Origin of the sequence: Pseudomonas sp. FP1762, assembly GCF_030687105.1 — a bacterium.
Taxonomy (GTDB): Bacteria; Pseudomonadota; Gammaproteobacteria; order Pseudomonadales; family Pseudomonadaceae; genus Aquipseudomonas; species Aquipseudomonas siliginis.
The window spans coordinates 4,465,102-4,490,405 of the sequence record NZ_CP117458.1; the positions used below are offsets into that span (position 1 = coordinate 4,465,102).

Annotated in this window: 22 protein-coding genes and 1 pseudogene; 15 read left to right on the forward strand and 8 right to left on the reverse strand. The window is 55.6% G+C overall.

What is annotated here, in order from left to right; genetic code table 11:
- Positions 1–36 precede the first annotated feature (36 nt).
- Both PSH90_RS19855 and acs read right to left on the reverse strand, forming a co-directional pair.
- Entirely contained in the window at positions 37–810 is a 774-nt protein-coding gene (locus PSH90_RS19855; RefSeq protein WP_041479236.1) for an ABC transporter substrate-binding protein, read from the reverse strand.
- Between the two features lie 694 nt (positions 811–1,504).
- Positions 1,505–3,460 (reverse strand): acetate--CoA ligase, encoded by a 1,956-nt coding sequence (gene acs, locus PSH90_RS19860; RefSeq protein ID WP_016773581.1) that lies wholly within the window; start codon positions 3,458–3,460, stop codon positions 1,505–1,507.
- Positions 3,461–3,903: 443 nt separating this feature from the next.
- Here acs and PSH90_RS19865 point away from each other — a divergent pair, with 443 nt between their 5' ends.
- The 7 genes and pseudogenes from PSH90_RS19865 (at position 3,904) to PSH90_RS19895 (ending at position 11,732) form a co-directional block, all read left to right on the forward strand.
- The gene (locus PSH90_RS19865; protein WP_007912695.1) at positions 3,904–4,164 is read left to right on the forward strand and encodes a DUF2790 domain-containing protein; all 261 of its coding nucleotides are present in this window, start codon (positions 3,904–3,906) and stop codon (positions 4,162–4,164) included.
- 550 nt (positions 4,165–4,714) lie between these two features.
- The gene (locus PSH90_RS19870; protein WP_236168353.1) at positions 4,715–5,965 is read left to right on the forward strand and encodes a ribonucleotide-diphosphate reductase subunit beta; all 1,251 of its coding nucleotides are present in this window, start codon (positions 4,715–4,717) and stop codon (positions 5,963–5,965) included.
- 96 nt (positions 5,966–6,061) lie between these two features.
- The gene (locus tag PSH90_RS19875) at positions 6,062–7,744 is read left to right on the forward strand and encodes a P-loop ATPase, Sll1717 family (RefSeq protein WP_305381356.1); all 1,683 of its coding nucleotides are present in this window, start codon (positions 6,062–6,064) and stop codon (positions 7,742–7,744) included.
- Positions 7,745–7,764: 20 nt separating this feature from the next.
- Entirely contained in the window at positions 7,765–8,799 is a 1,035-nt protein-coding gene (locus PSH90_RS19880; protein WP_305381357.1) for a hypothetical protein, read from the forward strand.
- A 332-nt stretch (positions 8,800–9,131) separates the two neighbouring features.
- A pseudogene (locus tag PSH90_RS19885) lies at positions 9,132–9,617 on the forward strand (Bro-N domain-containing protein).
- Positions 9,618–9,781: 164 nt separating this feature from the next.
- Complete coding sequence (locus tag PSH90_RS19890; RefSeq protein ID WP_305381359.1) at positions 9,782–10,495, forward strand: HNH endonuclease; 714 nt, start codon at positions 9,782–9,784, stop codon at positions 10,493–10,495.
- A gap of 250 nt (positions 10,496–10,745) precedes the next feature.
- Positions 10,746–11,732, forward strand: coding sequence for a hypothetical protein (locus PSH90_RS19895; RefSeq protein ID WP_305381361.1), 987 nt, complete (start codon positions 10,746–10,748; stop codon positions 11,730–11,732).
- Between the two features lie 3 nt (positions 11,733–11,735).
- Here PSH90_RS19895 and PSH90_RS19900 read toward each other — a convergent pair whose 3' ends face one another.
- Both PSH90_RS19900 and PSH90_RS19905 read right to left on the reverse strand, forming a co-directional pair.
- Positions 11,736–12,425 carry a hypothetical protein gene (locus PSH90_RS19900; protein ID WP_256808948.1) on the reverse strand — a complete coding sequence of 230 codons (690 nt, stop codon included), beginning with the start codon at positions 12,423–12,425 and terminating at the stop codon, positions 11,736–11,738.
- Between the two features lie 76 nt (positions 12,426–12,501).
- Entirely contained in the window at positions 12,502–13,317 is an 816-nt protein-coding gene (locus PSH90_RS19905) for a sulfite exporter TauE/SafE family protein (protein WP_305381362.1), read from the reverse strand.
- Positions 13,318–13,429: 112 nt separating this feature from the next.
- On the opposite strand from PSH90_RS19905, the gene PSH90_RS19910 reads away from it, so the two are divergent.
- Both PSH90_RS19910 and PSH90_RS19915 read left to right on the forward strand, forming a co-directional pair.
- Complete coding sequence (locus PSH90_RS19910; RefSeq protein WP_305381364.1) at positions 13,430–14,197, forward strand: helix-turn-helix domain-containing protein; 768 nt, start codon at positions 13,430–13,432, stop codon at positions 14,195–14,197.
- Between the two features lie 93 nt (positions 14,198–14,290).
- On the forward strand, positions 14,291–14,608 hold the full coding sequence (locus tag PSH90_RS19915; protein ID WP_305381365.1) for an XRE family transcriptional regulator: 318 nt from the start codon (positions 14,291–14,293) through the stop codon (positions 14,606–14,608).
- 37 nt (positions 14,609–14,645) lie between these two features.
- On the opposite strand, the gene PSH90_RS19920 is transcribed toward PSH90_RS19915, so the two are convergent.
- A complete protein-coding gene (locus PSH90_RS19920) occupies positions 14,646–15,701 on the reverse strand; it encodes an MBL fold metallo-hydrolase (RefSeq protein ID WP_150637533.1) in 1,056 nt (351 codons plus the stop codon).
- A 210-nt stretch (positions 15,702–15,911) separates the two neighbouring features.
- Here PSH90_RS19920 and PSH90_RS19925 point away from each other — a divergent pair, with 210 nt between their 5' ends.
- The 3 genes from PSH90_RS19925 to PSH90_RS19935 all read left to right on the forward strand — a co-directional run bounded on the left by PSH90_RS19925 (position 15,912) and on the right by PSH90_RS19935 (position 18,708).
- Positions 15,912–16,520 carry a TetR/AcrR family transcriptional regulator gene (locus PSH90_RS19925; protein WP_305381367.1) on the forward strand — a complete coding sequence of 203 codons (609 nt, stop codon included), beginning with the start codon at positions 15,912–15,914 and terminating at the stop codon, positions 16,518–16,520.
- A gap of 232 nt (positions 16,521–16,752) precedes the next feature.
- The gene (locus PSH90_RS19930) at positions 16,753–18,072 is read left to right on the forward strand and encodes a PAS domain-containing methyl-accepting chemotaxis protein (protein ID WP_056788027.1); all 1,320 of its coding nucleotides are present in this window, start codon (positions 16,753–16,755) and stop codon (positions 18,070–18,072) included.
- A 114-nt stretch (positions 18,073–18,186) separates the two neighbouring features.
- Positions 18,187–18,708 carry a DUF1003 domain-containing protein gene (locus PSH90_RS19935; RefSeq protein WP_305381369.1) on the forward strand — a complete coding sequence of 174 codons (522 nt, stop codon included), beginning with the start codon at positions 18,187–18,189 and terminating at the stop codon, positions 18,706–18,708.
- A gap of 108 nt (positions 18,709–18,816) precedes the next feature.
- On the opposite strand, the gene PSH90_RS19940 is transcribed toward PSH90_RS19935, so the two are convergent.
- Positions 18,817–19,143, reverse strand: coding sequence for a DUF2025 family protein (locus tag PSH90_RS19940; protein WP_305381371.1), 327 nt, complete (start codon positions 19,141–19,143; stop codon positions 18,817–18,819).
- 219 nt (positions 19,144–19,362) lie between these two features.
- Between PSH90_RS19940 and PSH90_RS19945 the strand changes: the two genes are divergently transcribed.
- Both PSH90_RS19945 and PSH90_RS19950 read left to right on the forward strand, forming a co-directional pair.
- On the forward strand, positions 19,363–20,490 hold the full coding sequence (locus PSH90_RS19945; RefSeq protein ID WP_041479218.1) for a glycerophosphodiester phosphodiesterase: 1,128 nt from the start codon (positions 19,363–19,365) through the stop codon (positions 20,488–20,490).
- 156 nt (positions 20,491–20,646) lie between these two features.
- On the forward strand, positions 20,647–20,952 hold the full coding sequence (locus tag PSH90_RS19950; RefSeq protein ID WP_016773566.1) for a PepSY domain-containing protein: 306 nt from the start codon (positions 20,647–20,649) through the stop codon (positions 20,950–20,952).
- Positions 20,953–21,276: 324 nt separating this feature from the next.
- Here the strand turns inward: PSH90_RS19950 and PSH90_RS19955 are convergent, their stop codons facing one another.
- The gene (locus tag PSH90_RS19955; protein WP_305381372.1) at positions 21,277–22,899 is read right to left on the reverse strand and encodes a methyl-accepting chemotaxis protein; all 1,623 of its coding nucleotides are present in this window, start codon (positions 22,897–22,899) and stop codon (positions 21,277–21,279) included.
- A 275-nt stretch (positions 22,900–23,174) separates the two neighbouring features.
- Here PSH90_RS19955 and PSH90_RS19960 point away from each other — a divergent pair, with 275 nt between their 5' ends.
- A complete protein-coding gene (locus tag PSH90_RS19960; RefSeq protein WP_095181507.1) occupies positions 23,175–24,197 on the forward strand; it encodes a transporter in 1,023 nt (340 codons plus the stop codon).
- 140 nt (positions 24,198–24,337) lie between these two features.
- Here PSH90_RS19960 and PSH90_RS19965 read toward each other — a convergent pair whose 3' ends face one another.
- The gene (locus PSH90_RS19965; RefSeq protein WP_095181506.1) at positions 24,338–25,234 is read right to left on the reverse strand and encodes a LysR family transcriptional regulator; all 897 of its coding nucleotides are present in this window, start codon (positions 25,232–25,234) and stop codon (positions 24,338–24,340) included.
- Positions 25,235–25,304 lie beyond the last annotated feature (70 nt).

Consider the following 25,304-nt stretch of genomic DNA (forward strand, 5'->3'; position numbering starts at 1 on the left):
TTGCTTGCGCCATTTCGGACTTGTCGCAGAGACGTGTTACTTGCCGTAGATATCGAAGGCGAAGTACTTGTCCTGGATTGCTTTGTATTTGCCGTTTTCGCGGATGGCCGCGATGGCAGTGTTGATCTTGTCTTTCAGGGCGTCGCCCTTGCGCACCGCGATACCTACGCCGTCGCCGAAGTATTTGACGTCGGTGAAGGCCGGGCCAACGAACGCGAAGCCTTTGCCGGCGTCGGTTTTCAGGAAGCCGTCATCGAGCAGGGTAGCGTCAGCCACGGTACCGTCGAGGCGACCGGCAGCCACGTCGAGGTAGATTTCGTTCTGCGAGCCGTACGGCTTGATCTCGGCGCCCAATGGAGCGAGAACTTCGCGGGCGAAACGCTCGTGGATCGAGCCACGCTGTACGCCGATGTTCTTGCCTTTCAGCTCAGCCAGACCTTCGCTGACCTGAGTACCGGCCTTCATGACCAGACGCGCCGGGGTGTTGTAGTACTTGTTGGTGAAGTCGACCGACTTCTTGCGATCTTCGGTGATCGACATCGACGACAGGATCGCGTCGATCTTGCGCACTTTGAGAGCCGGGATCAGGCCGTCGAACTCTTGCTCGACCCACACGCACTTGACCTTCATTTCTTCGCACAGCGCGTTGCCGATGTCGTAGTCGAAACCGACGATGCTGCCGTCCGGTGCTTTCGAAGCGAATGGAGGGTAAGCCGCTTCGATGCCGATCTTCAGCGGTTTTTCGTCAGCGAAGGCATTCATCGACAGCACGGACAGTGCCAGGGCGCCAAGCAGCACAAGTTTCTTCATCTTGGGACTCCATCGGTAAAGGGCAAAAACGGCAGAGTGAGCGACAGCCCAATATGCGAATGGGTGAATCGGAAATCGGTTGCGCATCGACGGAAATTTCCCATTGGAACCGCAGGCGATTTCAACGTCAGCCACGATGAGCGAGTGATCGGCATTCTAACGACAGGCCCGAAGCCGATATTTCTTCAATGCGACAACTAATTACAGATGCACCGAGAAAGCGGTTTGAGCTCATTGACAGCCCTGCAATTTCATGCAAGAGCAAAAGACAGTGAACCGATACATATTGCAAGTTGCGGGCCTATTATTCGTAAACCCTTCTAATCCGGCAAGCGCAGCGTTATGTCTTATTTTTCAGCAGGGCTTTGGAGGCTCTAAAACGGCGCACCGCGTTTCCCTTCGCCCCGGTTTGGCGCGGGCGGTTACACATTGGGTTGTGGCGGGTAACAGCGGGAAAGGTCTGACGGGGGAGATCGATAATTATTGGTTGGGGTGTTGCGGTTTCCTACAGCTGACTACTGCGGTGTCTGACAGATCGCCTTCGCGAGCAGGCTCGCTCCCACATTTGAAATGCGCCCGTTTCCTTGTGGGAGCGAGCCTGCTCGCGAAGAGGCCCTCCCAGCTACCACAAACCTCACAGCCATAAAAAAGCCCCGCCCGGCATTACCGGACAGGGCTCCTATGCTTCTAACGCTTAAGCAACATTCATGGTCTTGTGCGTATCAATCAAATGCTGCACCACACCCGGATCCGCCAGGGTCGAGATATCGCCCAGCCCGTCGTATTCCGCCGTGGCGATCTTGCGCAGGATGCGGCGCATGATCTTGCCCGAACGGGTCTTCGGCAGCCCCGGCGCCCACTGGATCACGTCCGGCGAAGCAATCGGGCCGATCTCCTTGCGCACCCAGTTCTTCAGCTCCAGGCGCAATTGCTCGGTCGGCTCCTCGCCGTTCTTCAAGGTCACATAGACATAGATGCCCTGCCCCTTGATGTCATGCGGCACACCCACCACCGCAGCTTCGGCCACCTTCGGATGCGCGACCATCGCGCTTTCGATTTCGGCGGTGCCCATGCGGTGGCCGGAGACGTTGAGCACGTCGTCTACGCGCCCGGTGATCCAGTAGTAACCGTCGGCATCGCGACGCGCGCCGTCACCGGTGAAGTACATGCCACGGAAGGTCTTGAAGTAGGTATCGACGAAACGATCATGATCGCCGTACAGCGTACGCGCCTGGCCTGGCCACGAATCGAGAATCACCAGATTGCCTTCAGCCTCGCCCTCGATGATGTTGCCGAGGTTGTCGACCAGCGCCGGCACCACACCGAAGAACGGACGCGCCGCCGACCCCGGCTTCAGCGCATGGGCACCCGGCAGCGGGCTCATCATGTTGCCGCCGGTTTCGGTCTGCCACCAGGTATCGACGATCGGGCAACGCGACTTGCCGACATTCTTGTAGTACCAGTCCCAGGCTTCCGGGTTGATCGGCTCACCTACCGAACCGAGCAGGCGCAGGCTGCTGCCATCGGCGCCTTCCACGGCAGCCTGACCCGAGGCCATCATCGCGCGGATCGCGGTCGGCGCGGTGTAGAGGATGTTGACCTTGTGCTTGTCGATGATCTTCGCCACCCGGGTGATATCCGGGTAGTTCGGCACACCTTCGAACAGCACGGTGGTCGCGCCGTTGGCCAGCGGGCCGTAGACGATGTAACTGTGACCGGTGACCCAGCCGACGTCGGCGGTGCACCAGTAGATTTCGCCTGGACGGTAGTCGAACACGCGTTCGTGGGTCATCGCCGCATACAGCAGATAACCGCCGGTGGTGTGCTGCACGCCCTTCGGCTTGCCGGTGGAGCCGGAGGTATAAAGGATGAACAACGCTTCTTCGGCGCCCATCTCCTTCGGCGCGCAAACGGTGCCCGCGACCTTCATCAGGTCTTCGTACCAGATGTCGCGATGCTGGTTCCACTTGATGTCGCCACCGGTGCGCTTGCACACGATGACTTTCTGGATGCTGCTGGTTTCCGGGTTGGTCAGGGCGTCGTCGACGTTGGCCTTGAGGGAAATCTTCTTGCCGGCACGAATACCCTCGTCAGCGGTGATCACCACTTTCGAACGGCAATCGATGATGCGACCGGCCAGGGCTTCCGGCGAGAAACCGCCGAACACCACCGAGTGAATCGCGCCGATCCGGGTGCAGGCCAGCATGGCGACCACGGCTTCGGGAATCATCGGCATGTAAATGGTCACCACATCGCCACGGTGCACGTCCTGACCACGCAGGGCGTTGGCCAGTTTGCACACTTGCTCATGCAGTTCGCGGTAGGTGATGTTGCGGCTTTCGGAAGGATCGTCGCCTTCCCAGATGATCGCGACTTGATCGCCGCGCTCGGCCAGATGACGGTCGAGGCAGTTGTAGGAAACGTTCAGGGTGCCGTCGGCAAACCACTTGATGTCGACATGGTGATCGTCGAACGAGGTCTGTTTCACCGTGGTGAAGGGCTTGATCCAGTCCAGACGCTTGGCTTGCTCGCGCCAGAAGCCGTCAGGGTTGACGACCGACTGCTGGTACATGGCTTTGTAGGTCGCCTCGTCAGTCAGCGTGTTTGCCAGAACCTCGGGACGAACGGGATACAGAGAAGCCGCACTCATCTTTCCTACCTCGGTGTAATAGTTGTTTTTGTATGACCCTGTTGTAGCCGGGTGGGGCCCATAGAACCATTCGACGATGGTAGTAACAAGCCTCCCCCTGCACGCGCCCCCCCTGTAGGAGCTGCCGAAGGCTGCGATCTTTTGATCTGTTTTCAAGATCAAAGTCAAAAGATCGCAGCCTTCGGCAGCTCCTACAGGGAATGGGGTGTTTGGGGGATTGTTACCAAATATGCCAAAAGTGTTTATCAAAACCCGCTCTGTTTACCCCGGCCCCACCGCCCTAAAATTCACCTCGCCAACAAGGCAACCGCGATTAACAACGTTACAGCCCCCACGAAGGCCGTTAATCCAGCGCTCCAAGTAACGCATCAACTACTCAAGCTCCACACGCAACCCTAAAAAGGTTGCGTGACCCCACTCGACCTCAAAAAGGTGAATTAGAAATGAAAGCTTTATTGGTTCTGGCCCTCAGCAGTCTGTGCGCAACCGCCATGGCAGACGAGGTCCCGACTGATGTCGCACAGCAACAACCGGTAATCGAGGAATACACTTACTCCACACATCTGGACATCGCCAAAGTTGTATCGATGAGCGAAGTACCAAATGTCTGCGAAGTAGTACCGGCGAAAATGGAATACGACGACTCCAAAGGCCAACGCCACATCCTGCGCTACAGCATCATGGGCAATGGCTGCACGAACTGAACCAGACTGCACCGAATCGGATCGCTCAGCGCTACATTGAGGGTCGATTCCAGCCCGGCTACGGTCGGGCTCAGTTGTGTCTGGAACCGCGAAAAAGGCTTGCAAAACACTAGATATAGTGAAAAACCCGATTTTCTGGCTATTTTTTAAACAAAAAACCACCTGCCAAAAAATTAACGAAAAAAAATCTGCTCGGGTCGATTCCGCGCAAAGCCCTGTAATCCCTCGGTCGGACCGAAATCCACCCCCTCCTCGGCCTCGCCATGAGCCGATTCGCCGCACCACGCCGGTAAAAATTTCCCTATAATGCCGCCCCATACGGGTCAGCAATATTCCCTTACAGGGAGCAAAAGCCATTCTGAAGCCCCGCAACAGTGCCCGACGCTGATTGCGCCCATCAGAGGCTCTCGGAACCCGTCAAAATTTCTGTTTATTTGCCTGCGTGCAGCGCTGCAAAAAACGACATCCAACGCGGCTTGTTTGGCCGTGTGAAAAACCAACCCATCAGGTTTCACACGGGCACAAGCCCTCACGCAGGAGACGACACGTCATGCTGAGCTGGGACGAATTCGATAAAGAAGACAGTGAAATCGCAACCGTGAAAGGCGCCAACGCCGGCCACGCAAGCGAAGCCAACATGGACCGCCTCGACAACGCCGGCGGCGCCGCAGCGCTGGAAGCCCGCGCCGTCACCGCCGACGACTCGGCCGCCGTGGCCCGCGCCAAGGCTGCACTGAACTCCCTCGACGTCGCCGAAGGCCTCGCCGAACTCGAAGGCGCCTCCGCCCGTGTCGCCGTTGACGAAAAGCGCATGATCAACTGCCGCGCCGACCTCAACCAACTCGTACCTTTCAAGTACGACTGGGCCTGGCAGAAGTACCTGGACGGTTGCGCAAACCACTGGATGCCGCAAGAAGTCAACATGACCGCCGACATCGCCCTCTGGAAAAACCCGGAAGGCCTGACCGACGACGAGCGCCGCATCGTGATGCGCAACCTCGGCTTCTTCTCCACCGCCGACTCCCTGGTTGCCAACAACCTGGTCCTGGCCGTGTACCGCCTGATCACCAACCCGGAATGCCGCCAGTACATCCTGCGCCAGGCTTTCGAAGAAGCGATCCACACCCACGCCTACCAGTACTGCATCGAATCGCTGGCCATGGATGAAGGCGAAATCTTCAACATGTACCACGAGATCCCATCGGTCGCGAAGAAAGCAGCCTGGGGCCTGAAGTACACCCGCTCGATCTCCGATCCGAAGTTCGAAACCGGCACCCCGGAAACCGACAAAGAGTTGCTGCGCAACCTGATCGCCTACTACTGCGTTCTGGAAGGCATCTTCTTCTACTGCGGCTTCACCCAAATCCTCTCCATGGGCCGCCGCAACAAAATGACCGGCGTCGCCGAGCAGTTCCAATACATCCTGCGCGACGAATCCATGCACCTGAACTTCGGCATCGACGTGATCAACCAGATCAAAATCGAAAACCCACACCTGTGGGATGCCGAAATGAAGGAAGAAGCGACCCAGATGATCCTGCAGGGTACGCAACTGGAGATCGAATACGCCCGTGACACCATGCCTCGCGGGGTGTTGGGTATGAATGCGGCGATGATGGAGGATTATCTGAAATTCATCGCTAACCGTCGTTTGTCGCAGATCGGTTTGAAGGAAGAGTATCCAGGGACGACTAACCCGTTCCCTTGGATGAGTGAGATTATGGACTTGAAGAAAGAGAAGAATTTCTTTGAGACGCGGGTTATTGAGTATCAGACTGGTGGGGCGTTGAGCTGGGATTGATGGCAATATGACCCCATGCTATAAAAGCTAACCTTACTTTTTGTCGGGAAAGCTAAAAAGCCCCGCAAACGCGGGGCTTTTTTATTGGAGAACGATATGGGCATCGAAAAAAAAGACCCCGCTCCACAGTTCAAATATAAAAAGCATATGTCTGTAGGCGCTATGAGCGCAGAGGACGACCATCGCTTTCTGCAAGACTGCTTTCTCGATACCGGTGACTTTGAAGTCTTAACAGAGATTCATAATCCTAGATGCATTGCTCTTGGGAGAACTGGTGCCGGCAAAAGTGCCTTATTGGAAAAAATAAAACAAAAAGAAGAGCATGTAATAGAACTTCTTCCAGAAGAGCTATCTATCAGCTATATATCCAATTCAAACATACTTACATTCTTTGAAAGCTTAGGAGTAAACCTCGACTTATTCTACCAACTCCTATGGCGACACGTTTTATCCGTAGAGTTAATAAAAAACAAATTTAAAATCACCAACGAAAACTCTAACAGAACGTTTTTAGCACGCCTTTCTGAAATTTTCAGAAGAGACCAAAAGAAAGAAAAAGCCATCAACTACCTCCGTCAATGGGGAGATAAATTTTGGCTTGAAACAGACACAAGAATCAGAGAGCTAACAACCAAGCTGGAGAATGAACTTAAAGGAGATATAGATCTAAACGCACTCGGAATCCCAATCACCGCCTCAGGAGCAGAAAAACTGACGAGAGAGTCAAAACAAGAAATATGCAGTCGCGCCCAGGCCATTGTAAACAAAGTACAAGTCCAAGACCTTAATAACGTCATAAACTTATTAGCTCAAGATATATTTAACGACAGCCAACAAAAATTTTTCATCATCATCGACAAGCTAGATGATAACTGGGTCGAAGACGAGATGCGTTACCGACTTATTCGGGCCTTGATAGAAACAATAAAGACTTTCAGGAAAGTAAGTCCTGTTAAAATCATTGTCGCACTCAGACTTGATTTGCTTGGCCGAGTATTTGACCGAACAAGAGATGCCGGTTTCCAAGAAGAAAAATATGAGGATATGTTTTTACGGATAAAATGGAACAAAGAACAAATAGAGGAAATGTTAGACAAGCGCACGAGCCTTATGATTCGACAAGCATATACCCAAGACCGAGTAAAATCCGAGGACATACTCCCACCTCATGTGGGTAGCGAAAGATCATTAGACTTCATGCTTGATAGAACGCTAATGCGACCTCGAGATGCGATTTTGTTCATGAATGAATGTTTGGAACAAGCACAAGGCCATCCAAAAATAACTGCAAAAATGATACGAGACGCTGAAATAACTTATTCGAAGAAGAGATTCAACTCGTTATGCCATGAATGGTTTGGTGACTTCCCTCTCTTAGGAAGCTATTGCGAGATACTTAAAAAAAGAAAAGATGGATTCAAACATTCAGAAATCACCAGAGAACAAATTGAAGAAATTGCAATTGAATTAGCCATTAATGAAAAATCCCCGAAAGATCCAATGGCGCTACTTGCGCGATCACTTGTCCAAGACAACACTATATCTAGATCTACCTTCCTGAATCAACTGTTGCGCAACCTCTACAAAGTGGGAATAGTCGGCGTAAAAAGAGATAGTTACTCATCTACTATATGGAGCCAAGATAACGATCCTGAAATTTCAGAAAGCGAAGTAAAAAGATCATCTTTTTTTTACGTGCATCCAATGCTGTGGCGATACTTGGGGGTTAACGGTGAAGACTCAAGAAAAAAGCCTTACAGCCCTCGCCCGAATCAATAAAAACTGCTTGAGACAATAATTTGATTAACAACATACATGATTGGAATGACCTAGAACTAGAAGCGTCCATAGATGCTTATCTAAAAATGCTTGATTTTGAAAAAACGTCCACACCATACAGTAAAGCAAACTTCAACCGAGAGTTAAGAGAGGGCGCACTGTCAGCCAGAACCAAGGCGTCGATAGAGTTTCGCATGCAGTGTATATCAAACGCCTTAGAATCAATCGAACACCCTCGAATCTCTGGATACTTACCGGCAAAAAACCTCGCTAAAAACTTACAGACCCGTTTAGAAACCATCCTTAAAAACAGGCTAACATCGTTACCGAACGACAACCACCAGATAGCCAGATTAGCAATTAAAGAGATACTAACAAAACACTTCAAAACACCAATAGAAGAAATAGAAAATATTATAAAAACCACATTATATGCACTGGAAAACACAGACTACAAAGCGATCATAAAACATATAGCAACCACTGACAGAGCTGATATCGTTAACATCGCGGAATCCCTCAACGACTTTGGACTGAACGAAGTCTCTAGACTTATCAAAAACGCAAAATCTCGCCTTACTTTTCTCGATCACCTGGAGTCACTCGCACTAAATCCAAGAACACTTGAAAAAGAAATGCATACCGCGATAGAAAACAACCTATGGATACTAGGCTCGACATACTCCCTATTCAGCTCAAATATCACACTAAAGCGCCAAATAGAGAACCATCTTGAAAAATCTTTTACAGGTACAAATGGTTCTTCTCGACCAGATTTATTATTACATGAAAATATGTATGGTGACTATTTGTTAATCGAGCTTAAAAGACCTTCACACCCCATAAATCACTCTGACTACATTCAAGCAGCGAGCTACCGACACGCATTAAAACAAAATATAAATAAAAAAATTGAAATACTAATAATAGGCGGAAAAAAATCATCGAATTACCCAACGGAAAATAACGAACCCAATATTCAAGCGAGATCTTTTGACGAGATAATTTCTACCGCCAGGTATCAGATTCACTGGCAACTAAAAACAGACCGTTAATCTTACAACCCCTAACTCTAAGCATCAAACCAGCATCATCAACAGATGATTACTTCTACAAGTTTTGAACAAAAGCCCTATCTTTCAAAAAAACCATTTTACTGATATTATTTTATACAGGCGCCTAAGAAACGCCTACCGTAGAGAGCTTTGCCAATTACAATACACGCTATCGCCTTTGAAGGTTCATGCGTCAATTATGTCGTTGCACTGCTTGTTGGGATTTCTTATGTGTAATCTATGTTGGGTCAGGCCTGCCAAAATCTAGCGAAGAGGTAATGGATATACCTGAACAACCAAAGCTTCACCCAACCCAGAATCATGGCGCAGTAATTTCTGATACTCTGCCTGTAACCGTCTTTTCCCGCCACCATCTCGCTCTTCACGCCTTCCTATTGGAAGATCAGCCCTTGTTCTGTGCCCGCGATACTGGTCGATTGATGGGTATCCATTTGAGTGAGCGCGTGGTCAACAAACTAGATTAAGATCAGCGTCGCGTTTTGTGGATTGAGTATTTCCAGCAACCCGACAAGCAACTGATGATAAGCGAATCAGTTGTATACGCATTATTGGTGTATCACTATGTTCCGGGGAATCAATTGTTGCGTGAGTGGCTGACTCATCAGGTGGTGCCGACATTGCACGATGCTGAACCTTCGGGACATTTAAATCGACCGATGCTGAGTTTATTAGATTGGCCAGAGATGTCTCTGAGTCTGTTACATTGGCAAAACGAAGGTTGGATTCGACTGCGAGACATGCCCTATCTGTTGAGCGATCAAATACCGCAAAAAGCTACCGCGACGAAACCTTGGTGAAGGAGGTTCGCTTAGACGTTTCAGTCGTCGAAGCATTCAATGGGGTAAGCGATACGCTTGTAGGATCACATGCGAGATCCGTCGCTATTTTTTGTAGGAATTTTCGTAGACAACAGTAATGGCCACTCAGTATCGTCCGAGGGTTTTCAACCCTCGGCGATTTTATGGATACGGAAAAGGAAAATAGTGGCTGGACGGATGAGGAGCTTGAAGCTTCGGTTGATGGCTATCTCGATATTCAGGCCCGCTACGCAAATGATCAAAAATTTAATAAGTCCTCGGAGCACAGGCGTCTGCAGAGCGGCGTACTCGCCGGGCGAAACACCAAGTCGATCGACTATCGACTGCAGAACATTACCGCTCTGTTCGAAGATCTTGGGCTGAAAACGATCTCTAGCTACAAACCAAAGGTGAATCTCGGTTCAGGGATTACTGCGCGCCTGATCAGAATCTTAGAATCGAAAGGTCTTATTACGCTGGATTCCGGTACACCTTCCACGCAAGAAGAATCATCACTTCGAAATGTACAACGAGCGAAACATCGTGATTTTGTGAGTGGGCCAGAGGGTGCGCAGATACCCCAGCAAATCGTCAGGACAATCAAAACCTATGCCCGCATATCCCAAGTCAAAGATTGGATTCTGTTCAACGCCAAGGGTGTCTGTGAGGGATGTGGACAAACAGGTCCTTTTGAAATGAATGGAGAACCTTACCTTGAGGTTCACCACGTTAAGCATTTGTCGGACAACGGGACGGACTTGAAGAGCAACACCGTAGCGCTGTGCCCAAACTGTCATCGACGCTGCCACCATTCTGACGACAGAGAGGCTTTCACTGCTTTGCTGTATGACAACGTAGGAAGACTCGAAAAGGAATAATCGCGGTTTATCTGACCAACCGTATTTGCTGTTCTTGGGGCAGCTCCGCAGCCCAGCGGGAGCACGCTCCCTCTCCACAGGGTGATGCGTAACCTGCAATGGCGGTGTGAGTATTGAAATCTGGTTGATGCTAGGAGTCGCCAGCACGCTACCTCCCACAAATCCCGCATCATCCTGAAAACAATCAGTGCAACCCGCGCCGCCTCCCGCTATTAATACCCCTCCCCCACTCAAGGATCCGAGCCCCACCATGAAATTCGATCTCGCCTACTGCCTCAGCCTCGACGACAAGTTGTCGATCTATGACGTTCGCGATCTCAATTTCGATGAGACGGTGGCGTTTGACTCGGCGAAGGAACACTTCCAGTGCCCCAGCGATGCTTGTCGTTCGGCGTTCGAGGCTTCCAATGAGTTGGGTACGTTCAACGCGAAGAATGTGAATTACGTGCGCACGCCGCACTTCAAGAATCTGCCCACCACGCAGCATGTGGCGGGTTGTCCGTATGTGAGTTTGAAGGCGTCGGCTTCTGGCGTTGAGACGGCGGATGGCGAGGTGGATGACGGGCGTGAGGAGCATTTCCCATCGGAGTTGTTGCTGACCCGGCGTGAGTATGTGCGCAAGCCTGTCGCGCCAGCGGGGGCGGCGGATGTGTTGCGCGATGACTCGGTGCGGGCGGCGGCGGGCAATGGTAAAGAGTCGGCGAGTCGTGAGTCGGCGCCGGACAAGACCAGTGTGTTTGCGCATCCGGTGGAGTGTTTTGTTTCCAACTTCGCCGACAAGGATTTGCTCAAGCGCATGCCGTTGAAGGTCGGCGAGCATACGGCGCCGTACAGTTCGTTCTTCAAGAAGATCGAATATCTGACGGACAACAAGGGGCTGATTTACTGGGGGCGGATCAAGAAGATCGAGGACTTCCACAGTGCCAGTTTTCGGATCGACTTCGAGGACAAGGTCTGGTTCAAGAAGCCCGAGGACAGTAAGAAGAAGCCGTATCCGGTCAGCGTTTATCTGAACAAGAAGCTGATCGACAACTACCGCAAGCGCAAGGCCTTTCTGGAGGAGATCAAGCACGCGGTGGATAGCGACAAGACGTTGTTCTGTTTCTTCTATGGGGTGACGCCGGAGTTGAAGCAGGTGCCCGGCAAGAAGAACCCCGAAAAACCTTTCGAGGTCTTCAATGCCAATATCGAGAACCTGGATCACTTCATTATTCGTGAAGCGCCGGGGTTGGAGTGACGCTCAGTTGATGCGTGCCCCTTCTTCAAACGCTCGAATCTCCCGCTCCGCCTCCCTGCGTCGCTCAACTGCAGCCTGAACGCCCAGATCTTCCACTCCGCAATACTGGCGCAGCCAATGAGCGAGCATTTCTTCATCAGGGCGAAAGTAATCTTTTCGGTCCTTGGTGTTTCGAATTTGCGAGTTCATCCGCGCATCGAAACCGATAGCTGCACGTTCGCCTTGGGGCAAACAGCCCCACTCTGCCGCGCAATCCTCGAAAAACCAGGCGACTTGTTCGATGTGCTTTTGTGCGCTGCGATGGCCACGGCGATAAAAACGATACTCGCGACTCAGCTCGAGACGATCGGTCATTGTCCCCGCATCAACCCATTGCATGAGGTCATGATTGATTGCATCGCGGATCAGACCTTCGCGCCAACGCTCGTTAAACCACGCTACAAACCCTTCGGCGTCGGCCTTTTTGGCATCAGCCAGGATCACGCAATAGCGGGTTTTGATGTGCAGGACCAACAACACATGTTTGCGCTGCACAGTGATCGCATGAACCAACCACTGTTCGTCCGCGCCGTTCAGCTCATCATCCTCAATAACTGATGACGGCGGTTTGGTGTCCACCGGCGTGATCGTTTGGCCTTTATGAACACGGCTGAAAAACTTGCTGGCGGCTTCGGTGCAATTGAAGATCAACATCCTGGTTCTCTGCTGAAGACTGGAGGCAACGCTCTGCCGCTGATTCTGATTTCTTTCGCCTGCGCCAATCAACGATTCATTTGAGCGAAATGCTCAGCAGCACCACGATCAGCAAACCAATATAGATCCAGGCATGCACCCGATCCGGTATCCGCCCAATCCACCGCGCAGCCAATCTGATCCCCAGCAACGAGCCAACCGTCAGCAGCGCAAACGCCAGCACATTGACATACCCGATATACCAACCCCCCAGATCAGCCTCGGTGAAACCGGCCAGCGCCATGTACGTCAGCGTCCCGGCCAGCGCTACCGGCACGCTGAGCGGATTGGCCATGGACGTCGCTTGCGACATGCTCAGCCCGCAGCGGCGCAGCAGCGGCACGGTCATGACGCTTCCTCCTACACCTAGGAAGGTCGCGATGGCGCCGATGCCTACGCCGCCGGCGGATGTTTCTGTTGAGGTCAGTCGCCGTGGGATTGTCGTCTGGGACTGGGTGAGAAATCCGCGACGCAGCAGGCAATCGACGATGGTCACGCCCAGGTAGGCGATGAAGGCGTAGCGAATCACTTGGCCGCTGACCCACATCGCAGCGATGGCGCCGACGACCGCGCCCACGCCGATAAACCCGCCCAATGGCCAGAGGTAGTCCCGGAGCAGATTGCCGGCGCGTTGGTGTTTGCGTGTGGCGATCAGGGCGTTGACGATCATCACGCAGGTCGAGGTGGCCACGGCGATGTGCATGGCCGATTGCGCGATGGGGTCGTCTGCTGCGTGGCTGGCGGTGAGCATGCGGTAGAGCAGCGGCACGATTACGAAGCCGCCGCCGAAACCGAAGAGCACGGCGCTGATGCCGGTGAGGCAACCGAACAGCGTAAGCAGGAGGTAGAACATGGTGGGCGTCCAGGATCGGGGGAGCCCAGGACATTAGAGCGTGATGCACTGGCCGGCTTCAGTAGTTGGGCCAATAATGTTCGCGTTTACGCCAATCGCTGGAACACGCCTGATGCGCAATATTTCGATCAATCAGCTCGATGACACACCTCGCCCGGTCGTGGCCATCGGTACCGATTATTCCCACGGCCACCTACTCCCGTTTCATACGCATCGCCGTGGGCAATTGCTCTACGGCGCCACGGGCGTGATGCAGGTCAGCACCCGAAACGGTAATTGGGTGGTGCCGCCGCAACGCGCGGTGTGGATTCCGCCGGGCGTGGCCCATGAGGTGTTGATGCTCGGGGTGAGCACGCGCAGCGTGTATATCGAACCGGGCAAAGTGGATCTGGGGCCGGACTGCCAAGTGCTCAATGTGTCGCCGCTGCTGCGGCATTTGTTGATGGAAGCGGCGGAAGTGCCGCTCATGTACGAAGAGACTGAACGCGACGGTGTGCTGATCAACCTGCTGTTGCATGAACTGACACGCAGCGCGCCCCTTCCCCTACACATTCCCATGCCAGCCGAAGGAAAGCTCCTCAGTCTGTGTCAGACCTTTCTGAACATGCCCAATACCCATCAATCGCCGCAGGATTGGGCCGACCAGTTACACATAAGCTTGCGTACCTTTAACAGATTGTTTCGGCAGCAGACCGGGCTCAGCTTTCGTCAGTGGCGCCAGCAGGCGTGCGTCGTGCAGGCGTTGGCACGGTTGGCGGCGGGGGAAGCGGTGACGCGGATTGCCCTGGACTTCGGCTACGAGAGCCCGGCGGCGTTTTCGACGATGTTTCGGCGTGTGCTGGGACAGGCACCGTCCGTCTGGTTGGAGCCGACGAACTAGGCAAATTCGAAAAATGCGTTTGATCCCGGCCGAAAACAACTGTACAAAAACACAGTACATTTTCAATCAGCACTTTTGAGCCCGGAGCACACCATGGCCTCTCTTGCGATGAACCACGTCCTCGAACGCATTGCCCTTTTCCAGTTCACCCCGACCCACTGCGTCCAGGCCCGCGCCATGCTGGGCTGGAGCGTTGAACAACTGTCGCGCGAGGCCGAGGTGGCGGTGGCAGATATCCAGCGGTTCGAAGCGCAGCAGGAAGTGGCGGACGCCGCGAGACTGGCACTGGCTTATCGGTTTGAAGCGCAGGGGTTGGTGTTCTTTCCGGGGTTCGCACCGGGGCGCAGTGTCAGGGCGCAGGGTATGGCAGGGGAATCGGTGGGGCGTGGGGATTTTGCGATGGCTGATTAAGCTGGCGAGGGGGACGCCCCTCACCAACTGAACGGATTCATGCGTTCTGTACCACCGCATCACTCTCCTCTTCAACCGCCATCCACCACGCACTCCCCCGTTGTGGATGCGCAATGTTGAACGCCTCCCCCATTCGCGGTGTGGTAATCGCAATACTGCGTTCCCACGCGAGGGCGAGGATGCGGTCGAAGGGTTCGTGCCAGGCGTGCATGGCCAGGTCGAAGGTGCCGTTGTGGATCGGGAAGAGCCAGCGGCCCTTGAGGTCGATGTGGGCTTGCAGGGTTTCTTCCGGTTGCATGTGCACGTGGGGCCATTCGACGTTGTAGGCGCCGGTTTCCATCAGGGTCAGGTCGAACGGGCCGTATTGTTCGCCGATGCGTTTGAAGCCGTCGAAGTAACCGCTGTCGCCGCTGAAGAAGATTCGTGTGTCGGCGTCGATCATCACCCACGACGCCCACAGCGTGCTGTTACCGTCGAACAGGCCACGGCCGGAGAAGTGCTGCGATGGGGTGGCGACGAAGCGGATACCGGCGATCTCGGTGCCCTGCCACCAGTCGTACTGGCGCACCTTGCTGGCGTCGATGCCCCATTTGATCAGGGTGTCGCCCACGCCCAGCGGAGTCAGGAAGTAAGTGGTTTTGGCGGCGAGTTTGAGTACCGCTTCGTAGTCGAGATGGTCGTAATGGTTGTGCGAGAGGATCACCGCTTCGATCGGCGGCAGTTCGTCGATGCTGATCGGTGGCTGATGAAAACGTTTCGGACCCGCCCATTGCACCGGCGAGGCGCGCTCGGCGAAGACCGGGTCGGTGATCCAGAATTTGTCGCGCATCTTCAGCAACAGCGTCGAGTGCCCCAAGCGGTAAACGCTGTGATTGGGCGCTGCGAGCAGATCTTCACGGGTCAGCGGCTGCACAGGGATGGCGGCGGTCGGACGGGTGTTGCGCGGTTTGTGGAAAATCATGTTCCACATGATCCGCAGCATTTTGCGTAGCCCTTCGCGCTGCACCGGCGCATGATTGCGAAACAGCCCTTGATCCTGTCGCGAGGCTTCAGGCGTGGGAGTGTTATCCGGGAGAGAGACTGGATTGGCCATGACTGAACGACTCCGAAAAACCGTGTGCTGCACGGTATTCCACGGGAAATGAAAATGGCCAAGCTGCACGCAAAGGCCAAACGCTCTGGTTTGTAAGGTGCGAGGATTAACGCAACATTACACTGAGCGGTGTAGTTTCTAGGTTGCATCAAAGCCGGCGCCAAGTAAACTGCCGAGTGTAATTTCATTCCACTCTGCCGAAGCCCGCTCATGACCGCGCCACAACGCCTCACTGACCGCAAACGCGAAGCCATCATCCAGGCGGCGATCGCCGAATTCCGTGACCACGGTTTCGAAATCACCAGCATGGACAAGATCGCAGCTACGGCCGGCGTGTCGAAGCGGACGGTGTACAACCACTTCCCGAGCAAGGAAGAGCTGTTCGCCGAGATCCTGAATCAGTTGTGGGCACGGATCATTGCCGAGCCATCGGTGAGCTACAACCGCGAGCAACCACTGCACGAACAACTGCGCCAGATGCTGCGAGAAAAAGTGCAGATGATGGCCGACGAGAATTTTCTCACCCTCGCCCGGGTGGCGATTGCCGCAACCATTCACTCCCCTGAACGTGCGCAGAACATGATCGAGCGCATGGGCGAGCGCGAGGAAGCACTGACTGTCTGGATACGCGCGGCGCAAGCCGACGGACGGCTCAAACCGGTCGATCCAGAATTTGCCGCGCATCAAGTACAAGGTTTGCTCAAGGCATTCGCGTTCTGGCCGCAGATCTCGCTGGGTCGCGCGGCCCTTGATCCAGACGCGCAGAATGCAGTTGCCGAGTCGGCGCTGGAGATGTTCCTGGCACTGTATCAGCGGTGAATCACCGGCTCGTCGAGCCGTGTACAACTAATTTCGTAAAAAGTTATACAAACTCGCGAAAAATTCCTTTCTTGTACAACTTTATTAAGTTTTGTATAAGTAGCCATCTGCCAGTAACGGAACGTTGGCATTGAGCAGTCACCACCGAATGCCGCCTGTGCATTTCGGTTTGCCGGCGCAGGAATAGGGACTGAATTCTTTTGATTTTCCCCACTTCCCGAGTACCGCAAGCATGTTTTTCAATCGCCAGAAAGCCGCCCTCGCTGAACTGCAACACACCGTTTTTGACCAGGCCGCGATGCTCGAAGCGATCAACCGTTCGATGGCGGTGATCGAGTTCGATCTTGATGGCGTGGTGTTGCGTGCCAATGACAATTTCCTCAAGACCATGGGTTACACGGCTGCCCAAGCGATTGGTCAGCCGCACCGGCATTTCTGCACACCTGAGTTCGGGCGCAGTGCCCAATACACCGAGTTGTGGTCGCGCCTGAAAAACGGTCAGTTCCAGTCCGGCACTTTTGAACGGGTCGACAGCAAAGGCCAGCCGATCTGGCTGGAGGCCAGTTACAACCCGATCAAGGATGCGTCGGGACGGGTGATCAAAGTGGTCAAGTACGCGATGGATGTCACCGCCAAGGTGCAGCAGGAGAACGAGGCCAACGCCAAGCTGCAGGCGATCGATCGCGCGATGGCGGTGATCGAGTTCGATCTCGACGGCAATATTCTTACCGCCAACCAGAATTTTCTCACGCGCATGGGTTACAGCCTCGCAGAGCTCAAGGGCCAGCATCACCGCCTGTTCTGCACTCCGGCGCTGGTCAACAGCGGCGCCTATCAGGATTTCTGGCGGCGCCTGAATCAGGGCGAGTTCTTCCACGGACAGTTCGAGCGCGTGGATAAGCGCGGTCAGATCGTCTGGCTGGAGGCCAACTACAACCCGGTATATGACGCTTCGGGGCGCTTGTACAAAGTCGTGAAGTTCGCGTCTGACGTCACCGCTCGTGTCGAGCAGCACGAGCAGGACGCGCGCAGTGCCAGCACCGCTTACCACATCTCGGTAGCAACGCGAAAAGTCGCCGAGCAAGGCACGCAAGTGATTCAACAGGCAGCCAGCGAAATGCGCGAAATCGCCGAGGACATCAGCCAGTCCTCAACGCTGATCGCGCAACTGGGCGACCGCTCCGAGCAGATCACCGCCATCGTCAACACCATCCGCGCGATCGCCGATCAGACTAATCTGCTCGCCCTCAACGCGGCCATCGAGGCGGCACGCGCCGGTGAACAGGGTCGCGGCTTTGCCGTGGTCGCCGATGAAGTGCGGCAACTGGCAGCGCGCACCAGCGGCTCTACTGCCGAGATCTCGAACATGATCAGTCTGATCCAGAGTGAAACGCGGCAAGCGATCAAAAGCATGCAAGGCACCCGCGACCGCGCCGCAGAAGGTGTGGAATTGGCCAATCAGGCCGGCACGGTGATTCTGCAGATTCGCGACGGCGCCAGTGAGGCGGTGGATGCGGTGAGCATGTTTGCCAATGAGCGGGTGCCAAATTGAGGTTTGTGCAGGGTCGATAGAACGAGTCGCGACCTTCGTGGGCAGCCCGCGAAGATCGGCCGCCACAACGCAGAGCTATAGTGACGACACGTCCCAAGCCCCGCCGAGTGCCCCATGAATAACGAAAAACCCGAAGTATCCAACGCCCCCATCGATCACCTGCGCTTTCACCGCCCCCACGCGCACCTGAATACGACCTTCGGCAACGATGCCTTCGCCCTGCGCGCCGAAGCCTTTGCGCGGTTCTTCGGCACGCCGCTGTTCCTTGGCGCGCAAACCTTGATCGTTGCGGTATGGATCGGCCTCAACGCATGGGGCGTGACTCAATTCGACGTCTACCCGTTCATCCTGCTGAACCTGGCCTTCAGCCTGCAGGCGGCCTACGCCGCGCCATTGATCCTGCTTGCACAAACCCGTCAGGCCGCGCGCGACAAAGCGCAGGCCGACGCCGATGCGCAGCACCGCGAAGCTCTGGCATTGGCCAATACCGAACGTCAGGCAGAGGCGGCGAAGAATTCCGCGCAATTGCTGGCATTGCTGGAACAAAACACCCGCCTTACCGAAATGACGAAAACCCTCACCGAGCGCATCGAAGGACTGACCAGCGAGTTGCACGCTCACGTGTGCCAGAACTAAGGTCGCCTTCGCGAGCAGGCTCGCTCCCACATTGGATCTGTGGCGTTCACGAAATCCCTGTGGGAGCGAGCCTGCTCGCGAAGAGGCCCGCAACCACACAGCAAAACTTCAACCGCGCACCAGACTCCGCACCGCAACAATCTCCGGCACTTCAACCTTGCTCATGTAAACCCGTAAGGGTTCGGTGATGTTGATGCGGTCGTCGATGTGTTGATCGAGCAGCAACTGAATCAACTCGCGCTTGAGCGTCATGGTGGTGTCCGACAGCGGTGCCCAGACGAATTCACTGGCGGGGATGATGCCGTCGTCGGCGACGTCCATGCCGAACGAATCTTCGCTGAAGCGCACGATGTACTGACCGGTCTTGCGGTTGAGGCCAACGAAGCCTTTGAGATCGTCGGCGGCCTGGCAGATGATTTGGGAGGTGATGCGCATGGTAAACCTCACGAAAGATGATGATGGTTTACACGCAGGGCAACGCAGCGGTGCGCCCTCTGCCGGGGCGTCTGCCGTGGGCAAGCGTACTGCAAACAGCGCCACAAAAGTGCAGGAAATTTCCGTTTTGCTCGCTTTATGTCGGTCTGGCGATAGCCCTGCGGCGCGTCAATTGTTAAAAGGTACGTCTCGAAAAAAACCTGCGAAAGGAACTCGACCATGCCTGCCACTTTTACCCGAAGCGCTCTGGTGCTGAGTCTGTTGTTCGGCCTCGGTCAGGCGCATGCCGCCAGCCACCCCGAGCCCAAGGCAATCGCTGCCGCCCATGGCATTCCGCATCCGGCGGTGATTGCCCACCGTGGCGCGTCGTTCGATGCCCCGGAATCCACCGCTGCGGCCTACAAACTGGCCCGTGACCTCGGCGCCGATTACCTGGAAATGGATTTGCAGCGCAGCAAGGACGGCGTGCTCTTCGCCCTGCACGACGACAACCTGCAACGCACCACCGACGTCGCCAGCAAATTCCCCGAGCGCAAGGACAGCCCGGCCACCGCGTTCACCATGGCCGAACTGAAAACCCTCGATGCCGGCAGCTGGTTCAACACTAAATACCCGGATCGCGCGCGACCTTCCTACGCCGGGCTGAAAATTCTTACCCTCGATGAAATCATCGACATCGCCCGCGCCAACCCGCAGCACAAGCCGGGCCTGTACATCGAAACCAAAGAGCCGCAGCTGTTTCCCGGCATAGAACATGACCTCAAGGAAAAACTACAGGATCGCGGCTGGCTGAGCCCGGCCGGTTCGAAACTGGCGAAAAGTGCGCTGGGCGTCGGTCAGGGCAAAGGCAAGGTGATCCTGCAGACCTTCGATAAGAACAGCCTGCAATTGCTGGAAAAGGAAATGCCGCAAGTGCCGAAGATCCTCCTGTTATGGGTAGGCGAAGGCAGCATCGAACCTAAATCCGCTGTGACGTTTGCCGCGTCCGGCGAGAAAGACAAAAACGTTTTCTACGGCAAGCAGGAACCGAAGTCAGAAGCGGAATTCAAGCAATGGGTCGATTACGCCAAGGCCCAGGGCGCGATCGGCACCGGCCCTTCGGCGAAGCTGACTCATGGTGGTGATCAGAGCTATTCCGACCTGGTGCAACCGTGGATGAATCAGTACACCCACGATCAGGGCATGCTGGTGCATGTTTATACGGTCGACGAGCCGGTGGACTACGAGAAAGTCATGGCAGCGGGTGTCGACGGCATCTTTACCAACCGCGCCAGTGAACTGTTGAAGTTTTATAAGCGTCCGGCGGCTGGCAGCATTGACGATGTTTTGAAGAAGAACGGTTTCTGACTTGTTATCGAGTCGCCTGCTTCACGATCAGGCTCGCTCCCGCAAAGAGCAGTTTTATCGCGGAGCAGAGATTTAAGGGTGAATTAAGTTGCGCTGGTTAATCTGAACCCACTTACACAGATCAACCACTTCAACGCACTGCCAAGGAATGAACCGATGAAAACTTTGACTGCCCTGTTTACCGCCGCTGCCCTGACCCTCACCGCTGGCCTGGCTCAGGCTGATGTTCGCATCGACCAGATCCCGCAACTGGTCAAGGACGGCAAAATCAAGTCGCTGGAATCGATGAACGCCGAAGCACTGAAACTGCACCCGGGCGCAACGATTACCGACACCGACCTGGATAACCACTTCAATGGTTATGAGTATGAAGTTGAACTTAAAACTGCTGACGGCAAAGAGTTCGACGTGGACTTTGATGCCACCACCGGTAAAGTGCTGAGCGACAAGCAAGACACTTGATAGACCGCTGTTAAAGAGCCGCACGATTTAACGATCGTGCGGCTTTTTTGTGGTTGCGGATTGAGGCGCAAACTTTGTGTGTTCTGTGAACTCGATCCCCCTCACCCCAGCCCTCTCCCCCAAGGGGGCGAGGGGGAAAGGGAGCAGATCGGGGAAATTTCGGAGCCTGAGTTCGCCTCAAAATTAAAAAGCCATCACAAACGACTACCAGCCTGAGTACGCCTCGGCATTTCAGGTCGGCGAATCTCGAACAATCAACACGGTCAGTCCCCTCTCCCTCCGGGAGAGGGTTAGGGTGAGGGGCTGACAAACCGCCAGCCAAAATCAGGCACTGAGCCGCGCCGTCACCTCATTCAACTGCCCCGACAACCCATGCAAATTCTGACTGGCACTTTCGGTGCGCTGCACGTTGTCCAGGTTGGTGCTGGCAATCGCGGTGATTTCAGTCAGGTTGCGCGAGATATCCTCGGCCACTGAAGTCTGCTCCTCAGCGGCCGTGGCGATCTGCCGGTTCATGTCGCGAATCGCCTCCACCGCCAGGGTGATGCGCTCCAGCATCGCGCCGGCCTGGGTCACCTGTTCGACGCTTTCATCACTGCGTGCCTGGCCGCTCTCGATGGCCTGCGCGGCATCGACAGCGCCGGTCTGCACGTTCTGAATGATCTGGTTGATCTCGATGATCGACTCCGCCGTGCGCTGAGCGAGGTTGCGCACCTCATCGGCGACGACGGCAAAACCACGCCCGGCCTCGCCCGCCCGCGCCGCTTCGATGGCCGCGTTGAGCGCCAGCAGGTTGGTCTGTTCGGCGATGCCACGAATCACTTCCAGCACCTTGCCGATACGACCGCTGTCGGTTTCCAGGCGACGGATCACCGTGGCGGTGTTGGCGATTTCGCCGCGCATCTGCGTGATGGAATGGATGGTGGTCTGCATGACCTTTTCACCCTGCTGCGCCGACTGATCGGCATCGTCCGCAGCACGCGCGGCATCGGCGGCGTGACGGGCGACTTCCTGCGCCGTGGCGGACATTTCATTCATCGCCGTGGCCACTTGATCCGTGCGGTTGAATTGCTCGCTGGTGCCGCCGGCCATGGTCGTGGCAATGGCGTTCAACTCGCCGCTGGCGCTGTCCAGATCACCGGCGCTGCGTTGCAAGCGAGTGAAGGTGTCCGCCAGAAAATCGCGCAGAGTGTTCGCTGCGGCCGCGAGGTTGCCCAGCTCATCGCGACGCTCGCTGACAACACGTTCAGCCAACTGGCCACGGCTCAAGCGGGTGACGTAATCGATGAGTTTGCGGATCGGCTCGATCAGGTTGCGGCTGACCAGCCACAGGCTCAGCAGACCGATCAGCAAGCCTGATGCGAGCATCACCAACAGGCCCAGCCACACGGTACGCTCAGCGCTGGCACTGATCAATGCCGACTGCGCGGTGCCCTGCTCGCGCAGTTCGGCAACCAATGCACTCATCTGCTCGCTGGTGGCGCGGTCGACGCCTTTGACAGCTGCGTCGCCGGCGCTCGGATCACCACCGGCAGCCACGTAGGCATCGCGGCCTTTCTGGTAGGCAGTACCCAACTGGCGATGCTCGTCGCGCAAGCGTTCGATGCGGGATTTGAGATTGGCCTCGATGCCTTTCTGGCCGGCCAGTTCGCCGAGAATGTTCTGCACGTCGCGCTGACGCTCTTCGAACTGGCTCCAGTATTTCGCCAGATCCGCTGGTTGCTTGCCGCGCAGCAGAACGTTTTTCCACTCTTGCACCTGCACCTTGAATTGCAGGTTGGCTTCATCGATCAGTTGCGAAGTGTGCAGCGGGCCGGCGATCAACTGGCTGTAGCTTTGCACGCCGTTGGAGAGGAAATGAAAGCAGGCCAGAGCGATCAACAGCATCGCCAGCAGACTGCCGCTCAACAGGGCGAGAATTTGCGCTCTCAGGGATTTTTGCAGCATTGCAAGGTACTCGAAGCAGGGATGAGGCACGCCCGAACGGACGTGAAAAATGGCCGGACCTCCCTGTCGACGTACCATGACCAAGGCCAATGGCGCGCAACCTAACTCACCTGTGATCGGCATGCCAGAGCCTTCCTTGAGAAACTTCCGACAGCCGGTAACGCTTTGATTTGCAGTCATTTTGCTGTCACAAAACGGTCATGTGAGCTTGCGATGATGCCGCTCCGGTGAACCTGAAAATCCTGCCCCAGACACCCTCCTCGCAGCGAGCCGCCATGAACCACAGCCTCGATATCAGCCATCGCGACCCGGACCTGTTTGGCTTGCTCTACGGCTTTCGTTTTCTGCCCGGGGAGCGCGGTCGCGAGATCGATTCGGCGACGGCGTTGCGCTGTTTGCAGGATGACGGTGAGAGCGATGAATTTCTCTGGCTGCACCTGAACCTGGCCCACGCCGCGTGCGAGCGCTGGATGAAAAGTCATCTGCAATTGCCCGAGGAATTTTTCGAGGCGTTGCACGAAGGTTCGCGTTCGACACGCATCGAGCATGTCGATTCGGCGCTGCTGGCGGTGGTCAACGATGTGGTGTTCAACCTCAGCAGCATGGTCTCCTCCGACGTGTCGACGCTGTGGGTCTGCGTGCGCAGCAAACTGATCGTCAGCGCGCGCCTGCAACCGCTGCATTCGGTAGATAAATTGCGCTCGTCGGTAAAGGCCGGCGAGTGCTTTCGCTCGCCCTCGGAATTGCTCGTGCATCTGCTGCGCGATCAAGGTGAGGTGCTGACGCAGATCGTGCGCAAGACCAGCCTGAGTGTCGATCAGGTCGAAGACGAATTGCTGTCTTCACGCCTGTCGACCAACCGCGCCGAACTTGGCGCCAACCGTCGCGTGCTGGTGCGCCTGCAACGGCTGCTGGCGTTGGAGCCGGGGTCGTTGCTGCGCTTGCTCAATCGTCCGCCGCCGTGGTTGCAGAAGGAGGACGTCAAGGAGTTGCGCAAATCCACCGAGGAATTTGCGCTGATCATCAACGACCTCACCGCCCTCGGCGAGCGGATCAAATTGCTGCAGGAAGAGATCGCCGCCAACCTCAACGAACAAAGCAACCGCACGCTGTTCACCCTGACGGTGGTGACGGTGCTGGCCTTGCCGATCAACATCATCGCCGGTTTTTTCGGCATGAATGTGGGGGGTGTACCGCTGTCGCAGGACCCGCATGGATTTTGGGTGCTGGTCGCGCTGGTGGCGACGTTCACCGTGATTGCCGGGCGTTGGGCGTTTCGCAAGCGCGGGGATTATTGAGCGCAAATCCCACACACAACACAGCCCTCCCTGTGGGAGCGAGCCTGCTAGCGAAGTCGGTGTGTCAGATAAATCAATGTTGAATGACATGGCGCTTTCGCGAGCAGGCTCGCTCCCACAGTTCGGGCCAAGGTGAGAAGTCAGAGCGTTGAACGAACGACATCGCCGAGCCAATCCATAAACACCCGCACCCGCAGCGGCAAATGCCTTTGCCGCGCGTACAACAACGAAATCGCCATCGGCGGTGCGGTGTGTTGCGGCAGTACGGTCACCAGTTCGCCATTTTCCAGATGCGGCTGCATGCCGGTACGTGGCACCTGGGTCAGCCCGAAGCCGCCAAGGCACGCCGCTTCATAGGCGTCGGTGCTGTTGACCGTGACACTGCCGGCCATCGCTACGCGCCGCACTTCGCCACCCTCCTCATAGACAAACCCTTCCGAACGCGAGCCCAGTACGCCGACGTAATGCACCAGCCGATGCTGCGCCAGATCCTCGATGGTCTGCGGCACGCCGTAGCGTTGCAGATAAGCGGGACTGGCGCAGTTGACCATCGGGAAGTCGCCGAGATGCCGGGCGACCACTGACTGATCCGGCTGCGCGCCGATGCGTAACACGCAGTCAAAACCCTCGCTCAGCAGATCGACACGGCGATCGGTGCTGCTGATTTCCATCTGCAGATTCGGGTGGCGATCCATGAATTCCGGCAGGCGCGGCAGGATCAGACGTCGCGCGAGAATGTTCGGCATGTCGACGCGGATGCGCCCGGTCAGCGAAGCCTCGTCCTGACGGAACAGCCCTTCGATCTCATCCATGTGCGAAAGCAAGTCCTTGCTGCGCTCATACAGCACCAGTCCATCCTGAGTGGCCTGCACCTTGCGCGTGGTGCGCTGCAACAGCCGCGTGCCGAGCAAGGCTTCGAGCGCCTGCACCTGTTCGGACACCGTGGAGCGCGGCAGGCCGAGGCTTTCCCCGGCGAGGGTGAAACTCGACAGTTCGCTGACCCGGACGAAGGTGCGCAGCAGTTCCAGTTTGTTCATGACAAGCCCCGGTGATTGTTCGGCTGAGCCGATCAGTGATTCCGCTTTTGCCGTGTTTATCACCTCAGGG